Genomic DNA, 17108 nt, shown 5'->3' with positions numbered 1-17108 from the left:
ATTTTAGGTGGTGAAAAAGTTTTTAAGGGTATTTTTTTTAATCAAGGTGGGTCAAAATTGGGTTATAAAAGGGGGTCATTTTTGGGTTGTAAATTCTATTATTAACTGGAATATGGGAAAATTACCCGTGTTAATACTCTGGTTCATATATTTGAATGTAAATTACTATTTTTTGGATATACCATAGAATCATTCTTTCTTACCCGTTAAGGTTATTATTTTCCAATCAGCGCCTTGCCGCATCCATACAAAGGTCAGGCATCCTGGCGGAACCGGAAATTCTACCTCATAATTCAACATTACTATAGCAACATTTTCAATTATTCTTATTTCATGAACTGTGCAATAAAAAACTGCCGGCACCCTTCCTTTTAACACTTCTTCTAATTCAAGAAAATCGTATGGAACTTTACGAGAAACTGTGTATATAATTGCGTCTTTATGAAATAATTTGTTTAGATTGTCCCAGTCTAATACCACCCTGAATTGAAAAAATTCCTGTGTCTTATTCCAAACCATTTTTTGTTCCTTTGACCACCCCTCTCCGAACTTAGTGCCCTGTTTTAAACTGCTCTTTCGTATCGCTATTTCATTGGGTAGTAATGCTGCTTCTAAAGAAGCTACTTGAATAATAAACACTGTACTAACTGCGATAACAATCATCATTAAAGATTTCATCCTTCCCTCCATATTTTAAATTTATAAAAATAGTGGCGTGCCTTAAACCAATCAAAATAGATATGAATAGGATGTTGAGGATTATACCAGATTGTTTTCCACTTGATTGGGAAATTTACAATATAAAAAATCACTCAATTGTATGAAAAATAACATACCGTATATGGGAGTACAAGTGAAATTAATCTTCATGAATAAAATTCAAATATATAGAAAATGCATGGCTCAATTTAATTATGATGCCATTACTGTATATTGGAGAGTAAGCAGATTCTAATATTGCCTGCTATAATTTCTGAGATTGTGAGCAAAATTACATTTACCATAAATATAGGATTTGACTCTGTGTTGAGCCGAGGAGGTTGGGGTATGGGTTGCAGGGAATAATTGATTGGTCTTCTGTACAGGTTCTTGACGTAGTGGAGCGTTAAGAACGGCAAGTGTCTGAGCGAAGCGAGTTTTGGCGGTCAGCGGAACGGAGTTTAGAGCCTGTAAGAGGACCAATCAGATGAGTCGCAACCCATGCCCCAACCGGACTACCGGGTATAAGACAACACACCCCTTTTTAAATTTAAAAATTGACTATTCCTGGATAAAAAGATTCAAGGAATCAATCTGTTCTATATCTTCAGTCTCCATAACCTTGATGATATCTTTGTGCATCCTTTTTTTCAATTCGCCAAAAATTTCTCTTTTTTTCATGAATGTTCCGGCAAACGCCAAAGCATCTTTGAGAAGCGCTTCTTTATTTTCACTTGCTTTAACGATCACATGGCTGTCCTGAAGTTCCTGAGCACCAACACGCTTTCCTGAAAGAATCATCTCATTGAATTTATATTCAACTATGGCTTTGCGGACAAACTCAATCATGCCTGGAAGAAACGGTATGCTGATGTCCACTTCCGGAAAACAAAAAAAGCCTTTGTCTTTTGTCATAAATCTGAAATCACAAGTGCAGGCCAGCATGGCACCATTTCCAAAGGCATGACCGTTAATGGCGGCAATCACAGGGACAGGCATTAATAAAACTCTTTTAAAGATCGTATTAACTCCGTGTAAAAATGATTTTATACTGTCAAAATCCTGATCTTTCATTTTCTGCCCCAGCCATTCAATATCAATCCCCTGGCAAAAATTTTTCTCATCTGTGGAGGTTAAAATAATAGAATAAATTTCTTTATCTTCCAGTATTTCATCAAAACATTGATTCATTTCGTCCACAAATGCCGGGTTCTGTTTGTTAGGACCGTTGCACATATTAATAATCGCCACAGATTCATTTTTCCCCCATTCAATGATTGCCATAAATCACTCCTTGCAAACTAATGTCCATTCTTCAAAGTAAACGGCGTTATTTATAAATAAATTAAATATTTTAATAATTCAAGGTTAAAACCTATTTCACAAACAAATAAAGGATGGATTTCGACAGAAAATCTGATTGACAAGCCTTATTTTTTCTGACAAGCTCCGCAATGGTATAACGGCAAATTATAGACTGTAATATATTTAAAAATCAGGAATTCGCCATGATTATTGGACTGGATGTTGGCGGCACGAACACGGATGCTGTCCTTTTAAGCAGCAATGGTATTGAAAAAAAGATTAAAGTGCCCACAGATTCTGTAGATCTTTTCAATACGATTCTCTCAAGTTTTACCCAGCTTCTGGATAATATCGACCCCAAAAAAGTTAAACGGGTTGTCATTTCAACGACACTGACAACCAATGCGATTGTCCAGAAAAATATGGATCCGATTGGAATGATTGTTTCAGCCGGCCCCGGGATTGACCCCGAAGTTTTCAGAACCGGTGAGCACTATTATTGTGTTACAGGCTCGATCAACCACAGGGGCAGAGAGAAAGCACCGGTAAACACAATGGAAATCGAAGATATTGCCAAAAAACTAAAAAAAGCCGGCATTGAATATGTGGGCGTTGTCGGCAAATTCTGTGTTCGAAACCCCAGCCATGAAATACTTATTAAAAGAATTTTAAATAAATATTTTAAAAAAGTGTTTTTAGGCTACCGGGTCTCGGGAAATCTTAATTTTCCCCGCCGAATTGCCACAACCCATTTAAATGCGGCGGTGTTTTCCCTCCATAAATCATTTTTCGAGGCGGTCAAACAATCCCTTGAGAAAAAAGGGCTTACCATTCCTATTCAAATCCTGAAAGCGGATGGCGGCACCATGAGCCTTGAATCTTCCATGTCTTTTCCAGGTCAAACTGTGCTGTCCGGGCCTGCTGCAAGTATTATGGGAGCGATCCCCTATGCCACTGAAAAACAGGATGCCATTGTACTTGATATCGGTGGCACAACCACAGATATTGCCATCCTGGTTGACAAAGCACCGTTATTAGAACCTGTGGGAATCCGACGAGGGCAGTACAAAAGCCTGATCAGATCTTTGCGGACCGAATCAAAAGGAATTGGGGGGGACAGCGTAATCAGGGTAATAGGTAAAGAGCTGGTCATTGGTCCCGACCGTCATGGTCCTGCCATGGCCTTTGGCGGGCCTGACCCGACTCCGACAGACGCTCTGTTTGTACTGGGATTAATGAAGGGTGGAGATCAAGAAAATGCCCAAAAAGGAATTGAAAAAATTGCCCGGAAACTGGAATTGACAGATAAAGAGGCGGCTGATCAAATATTTAAAAAATGCTGCACTGTTATTTTGAAAAAAACCTTTGAAATGATAGATAAGCTTAATTCCAAACCTGTATATACGGTTCATGAATTTCTTGAAGGATATAAAATCAGCCCAAGAAAAATACTGCTTCTTGGAGGGCCTGCCCCCTATTTTGCAAAAAAGATAAAAGAACTTTATCATATTGAAACCGATGTGGTCCCTGAATTTTCCGTGGCAAATGCCATTGGTGCAGCCCTTGCCAGAACCACCTGTGAAGTTTCCTTAAATGCCGATACGGAACAGGGGATTATGACCGCCCATGAAGAAGATTTTGCAGAACCCATCTCAAAAACTTATTCCGACGATGATTTAATTAAAACCGCACACACACTTTTAAAGGAGAAAGCCATTAGTTCAGGTGCAGATCCGGACAATCTGGACGAAGTGGAAGTAATTGAATTCCAAAAATTTAATATTGTTCGAAATTTCTCACCCAGAGGCAAAATATTCAGAACAAAAATGCAGCTCAAACCAGGCCTTATCAAAGGATTTGAAAAGGTTTTGCAATAATTTTATGAGGTAATAATGTTAAAGGCACACCATAAGACAGGTCTTGTATTCTTCCCCGCATTTGACTGGGCTATAGATCCTACTCATCCCGAAAGGGAAGAAAGACTTCTATATACCCAGGATCAAGTGACAGAGGAAGGTATTTTCGATATTAGTGGTATTATTGAATATAAACCTGACATTGTGACAGCCCGGGATATCCAGCGGACACATTTCTGCGTACCGGATGAAAAAACCATTACAACCGAATCCCATCTCATCAGCGCAGGAGGAGCAAAAGCCATTGCAGATGCAGTTTTAAACAAAGAAGTAAAAAACGGATTTGCACTGGTTCGACCTCCGGGGCATCATTCCATGAGGGTTTCCCACGGCGGCAGAGGCTTTTGCCACATCAATATGGAAGCCATCATGGTGGAATATATCAGGTCCCGGTACGGTATCAAAAAAATTGCCATAATTGATACCGACTGCCATCATGGGGACGGAACCAATGATATCTTCTGGCATGATCCCGATATATTGTTTATTTCCCTGCACCAGGATGGAAGAACCATGTATCCCGGTTCAGGATTTCCAGATGAACTGGGGGGTCCCAACGCAAAAGGCTCGAACCTGAACATACCGTTGCCACCGGGCACATCCACCGAAGGATATCTTTATGTCATCAAAAATTGTGTGCTACCTGTTTTAGAAGAATTTAAACCGGATCTTATTGTCAACTCTGCCGGACAGGACAATCATTATACCGATCCTCTCACCAATATGAATTTTTCAGCACAGGGGTATGCAAAGCTGACCTCCCTTCTTAAAGCTGATATAGCTGTTCTTGAAGGGGGATATTCCATTGAGGATGCCCTGCCCTATGTAAACTTAGGGATCATCCTTGCTATGGCAGGCCTTGATTATTCAGGTGTAATTGAACCGGATTACAATCCTGAACGCCTGAAACAATCCGTGAGTATTACAGACAAAATCAAAAAGACCACCGACCTGATCAACTCCTATTGGAATCAAAGAGACAGGTTAAGACAAAAGGCTGGATCTGTCGGGGATCTTGCGGTCAGGCACCGGGAGGTATTTTATGATACCGACAATATCTTTGAACGACAAAAAGAAAAGGTAAGGGTTTGCAGGGATTGTGGCGGCTGTTTTGAAATTGATTCCACGGCAACACCCGGATATCATATTCTTGCTGTCCATATTCCCATCAATGCCTGTAAATCATGTATTGAAGCAGGATATAAATTTTTTGATCAGGCAGATAAAAATAAATTTGATAAAATTTTTTTGCAGGACAGAACAAAAGATACCTATGAAATAAAGTAACCTTGGATACAAAAAGCTACAGACACCTTGAAATAAGATCCCTTGTGATTCAAGCCATAAGGGATTTTTTTACCAACAACCTTTATCTTGAAATAGATACTCCCATCCGATGCCCCTGTATTATTCCCGAAGCCCAGATTAACCCTGTCACCTCAGAAAATTTTTACCTGCAGGCTTCTCCTGAACTTTGCATGAAACGGATGTTATCAAAGGGATTTGATAACATTTTCCAAATCTGTAAATGCTTCAGAAAAAACGAAAGAGGACCACAGCACCTGCCGGAATTAACCCTGCTGGAATGGTATGCAAAAGGTGATACCTATCTTGATTTAATGGATCAATGTCAGGGGTTGATAAAATTTATTGCGGCAAGACTCAACCTTGAAAACCAGATCAGATATCAGGATAAAACGATCAGCTTAAATCACCCCTGGCAGAAACTTACTGTTCAGCAGGCTTTTGACCGCTATGCTGAAAAATCTTTAAATGACGCTTTGAATGATAACAGCTTTGATGAAATCCTAAGTTTCCAGATAGAGCCCCACCTTGGCAATACAACACCTGCCTTTTTATATGATTACCCGGCAAGCCTTGCATCGCTGGCAAAACTTATACCGGACAACCCTCAGTATGCCCAGCGATTTGAATTTTATTTAGCCGGTATTGAGCTTGCCAACGGATTCACCGAACTGACTGATCCTGTTGAGCAAAAACTAAGATTTGAAAAAGAAAATCGAATTCGGAGTTCCCACAACAAGGCCCCCATCCCCATGCCTGACAAATTTCTGAAAGACCTTGGAAAAATACCGGATGCAGCAGGTATTGCCCTGGGGATTGACAGGCTTGTCATGATTTTCTGTGATACTACATCCATTGATGATGTGGTGGCTTTTACACCGGAAATTCTATAAAACTTCTACTCACTTCCGAAATTCTTTTCCCATGAAAAAAAACATGATGAGGCACCCTGTAATAAAGGAAACCAGTGAAACATAAAATTCGGTCCCGATCTGGGGAATTTCATTTATATTTGTGTAGATCCTCACATCTTGAGCAATGCATATCACACCATCTTTTTTGATATATTGCTGTGCCATGATAATGCTTTTTTTAAACGGCCACAGGGCATATAAAGACCCTGCCATCAATCCGATGAGAAACGCCATGGTGGCATTGTAATATCTTTTCAAAACAGCATTGACCAGCTTTGCAAATAAAAGGCCACCCAGAATGATACCGATTGCAAAACATCCTAAAAAAACCACATTATCCAAATTCAACGTCTTTAACCCTGAAATTGCAGAAACAACTTCAAAATATTCTCCCATCAAAATAAGTACCAAAGATCCGCTTATTCCGGGCAGAACCATCGCTGAAATTGCGATGGCTCCACAAATTGAAGCATATATATATTCATCCAGTGTATATTTCCCTATAAAAGAAAAGGCTTTGATATCTGATTTTTCCTGTTTAATTTCCTGAATTTTCAAATACTGGCCTCCATAAGATTCAGATTTCATTTTTACTTTTTCATAAGGATTAACTGCATGTGTCACATAAATTGTGGAAACAGCTCCCAAAACAATAAACAAGATCAGATAGATTTTTTTATCCCTCAACATTTTTACAGGGATGGCAATCGAAACCAGAATCAAACCGAAAAATAATGCATAGGTAACCGCAAAATGATAAATAATCAAATATTTCATCAAACTTGAAAGAGAAATAATGGCCGCCACAGCTCCCACAACCAATTTAAAAAGGAAAATAAAATCATTCTTTTTTAAAAAATTAATAAAAGCTTTGAATGAGTGCGCTTTCTCCGCTTTAAAAATAATTTTGATAATACAAGCTGAAAATTCAAGGATACTGGCTTTATTAATATTGTTTAGAATAGAAAAAAACCGCTCATAAATTTTAAAAACAAGAAGGAATGTGCCGCCGGAAACTCCGGGGATAATATTTGCCGTTCCCAGGCAAAATCCGATAAGAAGCTCTTTGATTAATGAAGGTTGCTCAATATCTTTTCCCATCAATTTTTTAAGGCCCTACTCATCCCAGCCATTTTGGCCAATCAATTTTACAAATCGACAGCCGCCAAGGTTGGTTGTTTTTATTCCGTCTTCGGTCTTTTCAAGCCTTATCAACTCCTGGGAAAAGTTACCCCCAACCGGCATGACAAGCCGTCCACCGATTGCAAGCTGTTCAATCAACGGCGCAGGAATTTGCTGTCCGCCTGCGGTGACGATAATGGCATCAAAAGGACTTTCCTGTTTCCAGCCCTGGGTCCCGTCAGAATATCGGGTGACAATATTATGGTATTTTAGAGTATCAAAAAGCTTTCTTGTTTGTAAAAACAGGGAATTATTTCTTTCTATGGTATATACTTTATAGACGATCCGGGCCAGAACAGCTGCCTGATACCCTGATCCGGTACCGATCTCGAGGACTCTTTCATGGCCTTTTAGCTCAAGGCTTTGAGTCATCTCTGCAATAATATAGGGTTGTGAAATCGTCTGTCCCTCGCCAATGGGAAGCGGAAAATCTCCATATGCACTGTCACCAAGGGCCTCACTGACAAATAAATGCCTTGGCACTTTGGACATTGCCTCAAGAACCAATGGATCGGTTACACCCCGAGAAACAATCTGCTTTTCGACCATTTCACGACGAAAGTGAGCAAATTTTTTAAGTTCATTTTTCATGTCCACCTTAATACCAGCAACCAATACGTCCGTCAAGAAGCTTCGCTGCTTTTGTATCCTATAATCTTACCTTGATTTTTGTCCTTAAGATCTGTATTTATACCCTCATGAACAGACTTCAACAAATCATCAGGGCCTTTATCCTTTCCTGGATTCTTTTTTTCATCGGTGTGACCGGATATATGGTGATTGAAAAATGGAATTTTCTTGATGCTGTATACATGACTGCCATAACCGTGACTACTGCAGGATTTATGGAGGTGCACGAGATGAGTTCTGCCGGAAGGATATTTACCAGCATCATCCTGATCGCAGGTGTCGGCTATTTTTTCTACATTGCAGGGCTTATCATACAATCAATTGTTGAAGGGGAAATACAATCAATTTTGGGGAGAAAAAGGTTGGATAAAAAAATCAGTAAATTGAAAAATCATTATATTGTCTGTGGATATGGCCGTATTGGAAAAGTATTGTCTCAGCTGATAAAAGAAGAGACAGGGGATATTGTTGTAATCGAAAAGGATGAAAATCTTGTTGACACATTAGAAAAAGACAACATACATTATCTTCATGGGGATGCCTCTGACGAAGATCTTTTGGCAAAAGCGGGGATTAAAAAGGCGTCCTCTCTGATTGCTGCACTTGGAACTGATACAGCAAATGTTTTCCTTGTCTTAACCGCAAGACAGTTAAATCCTGATATTTATATTATGGCACGTGCCAGCAACCCTGATGTCAAAAACAAACTCCTGATTGCCGGGGCCAATTTCGTTGAGTCCCCATATGATATCGGAGCCATATCCATGGGATTAAAGTTGTTAAGACCGAGTGTCAGCAACTTTCTTGCAGTTGCGTTATCCAGAAAAAAAGAGGCCATTCAGATTGATGAAATTTTTGTACCGAAAAGCTCCCAATATACCAATGTCGCGCTGAAAGATTCCGGAATCAGGCAGGATTTCAATCTCATCATTATCTCCATAAAAAAGGCATCTGGAGAAATGCTATTTAATCCCCACTTTGAAACGTTGATTGAACCCGGGGATACTGTCATTGTTATGGGGAAAACGCTTGATTTAAAAAAATTCACCAAAGCGATCAACCCTGAAAAAAATTAAACGAATTATATTTTATAAATCACCCGTTTGTCTGTAATAATAATATCAACAGTAAATTTTCTTGATTCCATTTGGATCTGATCTACAATCTGGTCCTCATATGCAAGGGCTACTTTTCTACAAGTTTCGGGAAGTTTTGTAATCAACTTAGTATAAAAATTATTCCCAAACCCTATCCTGCCGCCCTTGTCATCAAATGCAAGCCCTGGAATAATTGCGATATCAATATCTTCCACTAATATCTTTTTGCACTTTTCAATATCAGGCTCAAGGATATCATTGGCACTTGTTACAAGATCTTTGTTATACTTATTGATTTTATAAAGTTTAATGGCATTTTTTGCATCGGTAAAGACCGGCAGGACAACTCCCTTTTCTATCTGTAATGCTTTTTTAATAATTCTTTCTGTGGGGATTTCATTACTTGTCGGAGTATATAAAAAAATCAACTGGGCTTCCAGAAAATTGGCAAACTTAAAAAGCTTGGTCTCAATCTCTTCATATTTCTCCAAAAGCTCTTCTTTTGTAAAGTTTTCCAGCCTTTCGGCTACCAATGTTAAATTATTATTTTTCCCATTTTTTATTTCATCCATAGCTTTCCTTCCTAATTATTCGAAAAAAAGTTTTTAGCAAATATTATACACATGTCAGCAATTGTCAACCTGCAATAATCATTGACTGTTTACACACCTCGTGGTATCAGGTTACAACTATTAAAAAATCTTTTAAAATAAGAACTTAAAGCATTATAAAAGAGGTAAAATAAAGAAAAAATGCTGGACTTAAAATTACTAAAAAACAATCTGGAAGTTGTTAAAAATGGAATGGAAAAAAGAAAAGCTAAAATAGACTTCTCCTCTCTGTTAAATAATGATGATAAAAGAAAAGCACTACTTTTAGAAATAGAAGAACTCAGACATAAAAGAAATGTTGTTACCGATGACATTGCAAAAATTAAAAGGTCCGGTCAAGACGCGGAATCCCTGATTGAACAAATGAGAGACGTGTCTGAAACAATAAAAAAACTTGATAAAACGCTTTCAACAATAGAAGAAACCATACATGATTTTCTTATCTCCCTTCCGAATATTCCCCATGAAGATGTCCCTATAGGTGAAGATGATACTGAAAACAGACTTGAGAAAACCCATGGCAGCCCCCCCAAATTTGATTTTAAAGTAAAGGCCCATTGGGAGATTGGTGAAAATTTAGGTATTCTTGATTTTACACGGGCTGCTAAATTGACAGGTGCCAGATTCCCTCTTTATTTCGGAAGTGGTGCAAGGCTTGAAAGAGCACTCATCAATTTTATGCTGGATATCCATATTTCACAACACGGTTACACAGAAACCCTGCCACCCTTTATCGTGAACAGGGCCACCATGACCGGAACAGGACAATTGCCCAAGTTTGAAGAAGATCTTTTTAAACTCGAAGGCTGGGATTACTACCTGATCCCGACATCTGAAGTCCCCATGACCAATATTTATGCCAACGAAATCATTGATGAATCAATGCTGCCCTGCAAATTTACAGCTTATACTCCCTGTTTCAGGTCAGAGGCCGGTTCATACGGCAGGGACACCAGGGGGTTAATCCGGCAGCACCAGTTTAACAAAGTAGAATTGGTCAAATTGACAACCCCGGAAACCTCGTTTGATGAGCTTGCATCTCTGCTTTCCAATGCTGAAAAAATCCTACAGCTTCTTGAACTGCCCTACCAGGTTGTCACACTTTGCACCGGGGATTTAGGTTTTTCAGCAACAAAAACCTTTGATATCGAAGTATGGATGCCCGGACAGGACGGTGGCCGGGGCAAATACAGGGAAATCTCTTCCTGCAGTAATTGCCTGGATTTCCAGGCCAGGCGTGCCAACATACGATTTAGAAAAAAGGATAAGAAAAAACCGGAATATGTTCATACGTTAAATGGTTCCGGACTGGCTGTAGGAAGGACATTTGCAGCCATACTGGAAAACTGTCAGCAGGCTGACGGATCAGTCATTATCCCTGATGCACTGGTACCTTACATGGGAGGACAAAAGGTAATTCATCATGATACTTGATTTCTTCCCTGAGGATATAAAACCTTATATAATACCAGAAGTCAAAGGAGAACAATTTTATAAATGCCTTGAGTGTTCGGCTGAATACCCCATTGAAAAACTGTTATATGTATGCCCCCAATGCCATCAGGTGCTGCTTATTCATGATCACAATGCCCCATCTTTAAAAAAAATCCCGGGAGTTGTCTGGCAGAAAATTTTTGATTTCAGAAAAATGCTGAAAATACCGGCACTCAAGGGAATATACAGGTATCATGAATTTATTGGGCCCAGCATTCCTTTAGAGTCTATTCTTTATCTTGGTGAAGGCCACACCCCTGTTATTGAAGCCAATGAAAGCCTGAAAGAAAAGGTAGGGCTTTCATTTTTCTACAAAAATGACGGACAAAACCCCAGTGCGTCTTTTAAAGATCGGGGTATGGCCAGTGCATTGTCAAGCATCAAATATCTGATTGACCAGAACCTTATATCCGATGTTATCGCGGTCTGCGCATCTACAGGTGATACGTCTGCTTCTGCGGCACTCTATGCATCTTATCTGGGTCCTCTAATCAAATCTGCTGTTCTTTTACCCCATAAAAAGGTCACCTCTCAACAGCTTTCGCAACCCTTGGGAAGTGGTGCGCAAGTCTTTGAAATTCCCGGTGTTTTCGATGACTGCATGAAAATCGTAGAACACTTGTCAACTAAATATTCGGTTGTACTCTTAAATTCAAAAAATGCATGGCGAATTCTCGGCCAGGAATCATATTCCTATGAAATTGCCCAGGATTTTGAATGGGATATGAAAGACAAAGCTGTGGTTGTCCCAATTGGCAACGCTGGGAATATAACAGCCGTGATGAACGGATTTATTAAATTTTATGAAGCCGATATTATTGATTGCCTGCCAAAGATTATTGGTGTTCAGTCAGAACATGCTGACCCTGTCTATCAATACTATCTTGAACCCGACGAAACCAAAAGAAAATTTATACCTGTGGACACGAAACCAAGTGTTGCCCAGGCTGCAATGATTGGGAATCCGGTTTCCATGCCCAGAGTCATACAGATTGCAAAGAAATATAATGCCCTTGCCGGCCGCCGGCATGTATTCTTTGTTCAAGTAACAGAGCAGTCTATCATGGACTGGCAGCTTGCCGCCAATAAAAACGGACATATTGCGTGTACCCAGGGAGGAGAATGCCTTGCAGGACTTGTGCAGGCGTTTAAACAAAACATTGTTACAAATAAAGACACGGCCATTCTTGATGCAACAGCACATGCCATTAAATTTTCAGAATTTCAAAATCTCTATTTCAAATCAGAAATGCCGGAAGATTATAAGATAGACCCTGATCCGGGAAATATCAATCTCCCGTCTTTGATTCTACCTGATAATTCTGATATAGTACCATCACAAACAAAACGACTAAAAGAAAAAGATTTTCAAAAGTTTGTAAAAGATATTTCCAATAAAATAGCCGAAAGGTTGAATTTAAAAGTGTCTTTATAATTTATGAAAAAACATATTTTTTTTAAAATATTCATTTTCACCGTTTTAGCTCTCTATGCTTCTGTTACGATCCCCTTTTCATCTCATTCAAAAACCAAGGGAGTTAAGACGTCTTATAAACGATATTCAATTTTTAACTATGAAAACGAAGATGTCCTTTGTGAACCTTATACTGTCAACAAAGATGACTGGTTATATAAAATCTTCAGGAAAAAAGGAGAAATCTCTGAAAAAGACTTTCCTCATTTCATCATCATCTTTAAAAAAATTAATCCCCAAATCAGCAACATTGATGCAATTAACCCGGGTATCCATATCCTTATTCCGTTAAAAAGAGTAAAACAAGGAGATTATTATCAGAGCACATCGGGGAATGTTGATATTCCAGTGATTGAGTTTTCAACGATCCCGGAAGATTTAGATATGAAACCTTTCATACAAAAGCATAAGATTGAAAAAGGGGAAACTGTTTTAAACCTGATTGATAAGGGTTTCTTAAAAAAAGAAGGTGTCATATCGGAAGAGGGACTAAAAGCATTTGGGTTAGCAAACCCCAATATAAAAAATATCAATATTATATATGAAGGAACTGATGTTTACTTGCCTGATCCTTCGATAAAAGCGCAGCCGTGGTTTAAGTCTCTTTTATCAAGAAAAAAAACAGAAAATGAAACCCATAAAAAAAAGCAGGGGGCTAAACAATATAAAGGAGAGACCTATAAACTGGCACAATTGAAAAAATATGCCTCACTTATTGGCGGCACCCTTTTAAGCCACGGCAAAATGTACTTTCCAGGGAAAAACAATTCAAGCCAGGTTCTCGATTTATCATCAACCCCAGTTATTGAAACCGATGACGGTTCTAAAATACTGATTATATCAGGCGAGAATGTAAACGATGAGCTGCTTGAATACGTAAAAACGTATTGGAAGGATCTAAAAACTCAATTAATAGCGCAAGCCATTGAAAAACTAAAAACCAGCAGTAAAACAATCCCTCAAAAAAACATCACCACGGAATATAAAAAAATGGTTGGGATACTCCTGTCCCAAACAGATTATGACTACATCCCGGATGCGAAAATCCCTTTTATGCTCAATAATATTAACCTCGAGGCATCATTCGGCCGAGTTATAAGCAAAGACACAACAGACCTGTTGATCAATTTTGGAAATGTTTATGGAGCCGCTTTAGAGGTTCTGGGGGAAAAAGAATTTGAGATTATCACAATAACGCCCCAATTGACCCCGCTTGAACTGACCCAAAAATTATTCTCTCATCTTGGATATGCCACATGGGTGAACCCTTCTTTTTCTACTGAAGAAACCATCAAAAGCATTGATGGCCTTTACGCAGTTAAAAAACAGGATAAATTATTTATTCCTGTCAAACCACTGAACACTGATGCTATAGATTACCTGAAAAAAGAAAGTATAAAAATTTTATCCACAAAAAACAAAACATTACCTTAATAAAGGGAAATTCTCCATATGAAAAATCTTATTTATCTGTTTTTTGCCTTCCTTTTCCTGACATCCTGTGCATCTAAAAATATAAATACAGAGAAAAAAAGAAAGATTGCCATTGCAACCCAGAAGCTTGGTCAAGAATACTATAATGCCGGCCGATATACTGTAGCATTAAGAAATCTTCTTGAAGCCCATAAAACCCTTCCGGATGATCCCTGGCTGAATAACAGCCTCGGCCTTGTTTATCTGGCAAAAGATCGACCTGATCTTGCTGAAACCCATTTTAAAAAGGCATTAGACTTGAAATCAGACTATACTCAGGCAAAAAACAATCTGGGTGCAACATATCTGAAACAAAAAAAATGGAGCCTTGCGATTCACTGTTTTGAGGAAATTTCCGGAAACCTTTTATATGCCACGCCTGAAATACCCTTATCAAATCTTGGATGGGCCTATTTTCATCAAAAAATGTATAAAACTGCCAAAACATACTTTGAAAAATCCCTGGAGATCCGGCCTGATTTTTTAATTGCTGTCCATGGGCTTGCGTCGATATATATTGAAACAGAGTACTATCCCGATGCGATTAAATTTCTCCATCATGCACTGGAAAAAAACCCGGGAGCTGCCATTCTTCATTCTGATCTTGCAAAGGTTTATGAGGCTTTAAAAGAGTTTGAAAAGGCAAAAAAATCATGGGGGCTGGTACAAAAACTTGTTCCTGAAACCTCTGCCTTGGCAAGGGAAGCACAAAAAAAACTTTTCAATCTAAATTAATCTGCTATTGTAAATGCATTTTTTTTCTGATCCAACTGAACAATCGAAGGTGTTATAAATATCAAAAGTTCATTTCTTCTATCGAAATTAGTATCAGTTCTAAAAAGCCTTCCTAAAACAGGGATATCGGAAAGAAGAGGAGTACCATACTTTTCTTTACGTTCCGTTGTTTTTATAATTCCGGCAATCACAATAGTATCATTATTGTTCACTAACAATTTAGTCATAGCCGACGTGTTTAACAAAGAAGGGATACCCCCAGTAATAGTATCAATTTCCTTTTTTGTAACAAAAATATCCATTAAAATTCTTTTATCTGGCGAAACATGGGGTGTTACTTTCAATTGCAAATCAATATCTAAAAAATTAACGACTGTATTACCTTTATCATCCAGCAATGTATATGGCCATTGAACCCCCTGTGTTATGTTAGCTTCCTCATTATCCATTATAAGAATGCTGGGTGAAGACACAACTTTTACGTCACCTTTTGTTTCTGATGCTGCAATTTTAGCTTTCAAATTTAAAAGATCAGCCCCCACAATTCTAGAAAAATTAACAGAGCCTGTGTTTAGTGCCGCTCCAACTGATTCATCTAATGCCATAGTGAAGTCCATACTTCTCACCGTACTACCACTTGTTGAAGAGTCACTCAAGCTTAATCCAATCCCAAGCTCCCTAGAAAATTCCTTTGTTACCTCCACAATTCTTGCTTCAATCATGATTTGCGGGATAACTTGATCCAATTCGTCAATAATCTTCTTGGCCTGATCAATCTTTGGCTGAGTATCCGTAATAACAATCGTATTGGTCCGCTTATCCACAGTAACATTACCCCTGTCTTTAGTGAGAATTTGATCTATATGAGGTTTGATTTCAGTTTCTGCATCTGAATAGTTTATTGATAAATACTTTGTGTCCAGTGGTTCTAAACTCTTTTTCTGTTCCAGGGATTTTTTTCTGGCAGCAGTGACTTCTTGCAAAATATTTTCTTCTTTTGTCAGTGTATCCAGAGTTGCAATCCGGGTAACATCCCCTTCTTTTTCCATGCCAAGATTGTTCATCTTTAATACAAGATCCAGCACCTGATCCCACGGAACCGGATTTTCAAGGGTCAGGGTCACCTTTCCTTCAACATTATTATCAATGGCAAAATTACGTTTTCCCACACTTCTAAGGATTCTGAATACATTCTTAATATCAGTTTCATAAAAATCCAGCTTGATTTTTTCACCCGTATATTTTTTTTTCGGGCCAAAAATCAGTTCTTCCATGGTTTGCTTTTCAGCGACTGACACTTCCGGCTCTTCAGACAGGTCTGTCCCCTCTTTAACGGCCTCAACCGTTTGAGTTTGAGACCCGCTGATTACTTTTTTTGTGGCTTTAGTGAAGACAGGTGGTTCTACCATAGACGGCTCAAAAAATATTGAGATAATATTTTGATTCCGAACAATCCGATAGGGGACCTGTTCCCTTATTTTTATCTCAATTTTCGAATTCTTCTTTTCCCCTGGAACCTGTATCGGCATTAAACTTTCCACCGCAGATTTAAAATATTGAGTTAAGAAAGGACGTCTATGGTAATCCGGAATAATTGTATTATAAAGATTCAAATATAATTTATCGTTACCCGCCTGAGTGATATCATACTTCACCGGGTGGTTTGTTTGAACAACAATGTCGGATTTCCCATCCTCCATTGTATTAAACTCAATATGGGTCATTGTCGCTGTTTTATCCGGAATGATAATATTCTCTTCAGATACCAGGCTTTCATCTTTCTCCATACCTCCAGAAAGCACCAATTTCAACGTATTATTATTTTCAGTCACTTCATAGTTAAGATCCTCTTTTAACAAAATCTCTACTTTTACGGTTGTCTTTTCTTCATCCGCATACGTTACAATCAAATCACCAATACTTTCATTTTCAGGCAGGGTCGTTTTAAAACTGTCAGCAATTACGGTTTCCGGAAGATAAATGGCAATCCCAAAAGGAAAGGATTGTTTTATGGATGTATAGACTAATTTTTGATTTCCCTGAATTCTGATCTCAATAATCTGATCCTGCAGCTCAACACTGACGGCACTTATCTGTCTGTCACCCGGAACAACAGCACTTTTATCTGATATTCCCTGTTGCATCTGTGCTTGTTCGGCGGTTTGAGCATTTTCAGTTTTCTGGGCAACACACCCGACAACAATAAATACAACCAAAAGAAAACTAAATATTTTAATCATATTTTTTATTTTTTCCATTTGAAAAAAAGGCAT

At 38.5% G+C, this 17108-nt stretch carries 14 protein-coding genes; 8 read left to right on the top strand and 6 right to left on the bottom strand.

Translation table 11 applies throughout. From position 1 onward, the window contains the following. Positions 1-189: 189 nt before the first annotated feature. Positions 190-678 (bottom strand): nuclear transport factor 2 family protein, encoded by a 489-nt coding sequence (locus HGJ91_RS11945; protein ID WP_291347992.1) that lies wholly within the window; start codon positions 676-678, stop codon positions 190-192. Between the two features lie 582 nt (positions 679-1260). Continuing rightward, a complete protein-coding gene (locus HGJ91_RS11940) occupies positions 1261-1983 on the bottom strand; it encodes an enoyl-CoA hydratase/isomerase family protein (protein ID WP_291347991.1) in 723 nt (240 codons plus the stop codon). A gap of 224 nt (positions 1984-2207) precedes the next feature. On the opposite strand from HGJ91_RS11940, the gene HGJ91_RS11935 reads away from it, so the two are divergent. From HGJ91_RS11935 to epmA, 3 genes are read left to right on the top strand one after another with little or no spacing between them, the layout of a single operon-like run. Further along, complete coding sequence (locus tag HGJ91_RS11935) at positions 2208-3881, top strand: hydantoinase/oxoprolinase family protein (RefSeq protein ID WP_291347990.1); 1674 nt, start codon at positions 2208-2210, stop codon at positions 3879-3881. A 15-nt stretch (positions 3882-3896) separates the two neighbouring features. Further along, complete coding sequence (locus tag HGJ91_RS11930; RefSeq protein WP_291347989.1) at positions 3897-5207, top strand: histone deacetylase; 1311 nt, start codon at positions 3897-3899, stop codon at positions 5205-5207. Between the two features lie 2 nt (positions 5208-5209). Then, complete coding sequence (epmA, locus tag HGJ91_RS11925; protein ID WP_291347988.1) at positions 5210-6118, top strand: EF-P lysine aminoacylase EpmA; 909 nt, start codon at positions 5210-5212, stop codon at positions 6116-6118. A 9-nt stretch (positions 6119-6127) separates the two neighbouring features. On the opposite strand, the gene HGJ91_RS11920 is transcribed toward epmA, so the two are convergent. After that, entirely contained in the window at positions 6128-7240 is a 1113-nt protein-coding gene (locus HGJ91_RS11920) for a DUF368 domain-containing protein (RefSeq protein ID WP_291347987.1), read from the bottom strand. Between the two features lie 15 nt (positions 7241-7255). After that, positions 7256-7912, bottom strand: coding sequence for a protein-L-isoaspartate(D-aspartate) O-methyltransferase (locus tag HGJ91_RS11915; RefSeq protein ID WP_291347986.1), 657 nt, complete (start codon positions 7910-7912; stop codon positions 7256-7258). 107 nt (positions 7913-8019) lie between these two features. Here HGJ91_RS11915 and HGJ91_RS11910 point away from each other — a divergent pair, with 107 nt between their 5' ends. After that, positions 8020-9027, top strand: coding sequence for a TrkA family potassium uptake protein (locus HGJ91_RS11910; protein ID WP_291347985.1), 1008 nt, complete (start codon positions 8020-8022; stop codon positions 9025-9027). A gap of 5 nt (positions 9028-9032) precedes the next feature. Here the strand turns inward: HGJ91_RS11910 and HGJ91_RS11905 are convergent, their stop codons facing one another. Further along, entirely contained in the window at positions 9033-9620 is a 588-nt protein-coding gene (locus tag HGJ91_RS11905) for a 5-formyltetrahydrofolate cyclo-ligase (RefSeq protein WP_291347984.1), read from the bottom strand. A gap of 180 nt (positions 9621-9800) precedes the next feature. Between HGJ91_RS11905 and serS the strand changes: the two genes are divergently transcribed. The 4 genes from serS to HGJ91_RS11885 are packed head-to-tail and all read left to right on the top strand — an operon-like array spanning position 9801 to position 14835. Further along, positions 9801-11093: a serine--tRNA ligase gene (serS, locus tag HGJ91_RS11900; protein ID WP_291347983.1), complete on the top strand. Its 1293-nt coding sequence runs from the start codon at positions 9801-9803 to the stop codon at positions 11091-11093. Continuing rightward, entirely contained in the window at positions 11083-12588 is a 1506-nt protein-coding gene (thrC, locus tag HGJ91_RS11895; RefSeq protein ID WP_291347982.1) for a threonine synthase, read from the top strand. Before serS ends, thrC begins: the two co-directional genes overlap by 11 nt. Positions 12589-12591: 3 nt before the next feature. Then, a complete protein-coding gene (locus HGJ91_RS11890) occupies positions 12592-14061 on the top strand; it encodes a hypothetical protein (RefSeq protein WP_291347981.1) in 1470 nt (489 codons plus the stop codon). 18 nt (positions 14062-14079) lie between these two features. Further along, complete coding sequence (locus tag HGJ91_RS11885) at positions 14080-14835, top strand: tetratricopeptide repeat protein (protein ID WP_291347980.1); 756 nt, start codon at positions 14080-14082, stop codon at positions 14833-14835. On the opposite strand, the gene pilQ is transcribed toward HGJ91_RS11885, so the two are convergent. Continuing rightward, positions 14832-17108 (bottom strand): type IV pilus secretin PilQ, encoded by a 2277-nt coding sequence (pilQ, locus tag HGJ91_RS11880; protein WP_291347979.1) that lies wholly within the window; start codon positions 17106-17108, stop codon positions 14832-14834. The genes HGJ91_RS11885 and pilQ overlap by 4 nt on opposite strands.

It is taken from the genome of Desulfobacula sp., assembly GCF_014237455.1.
In the GTDB taxonomy this organism is placed as follows: domain Bacteria; phylum Desulfobacterota; class Desulfobacteria; order Desulfobacterales; family Desulfobacteraceae; genus Desulfobacula.
This window is presented reverse-complemented; position numbering and strand designations above follow the sequence as displayed.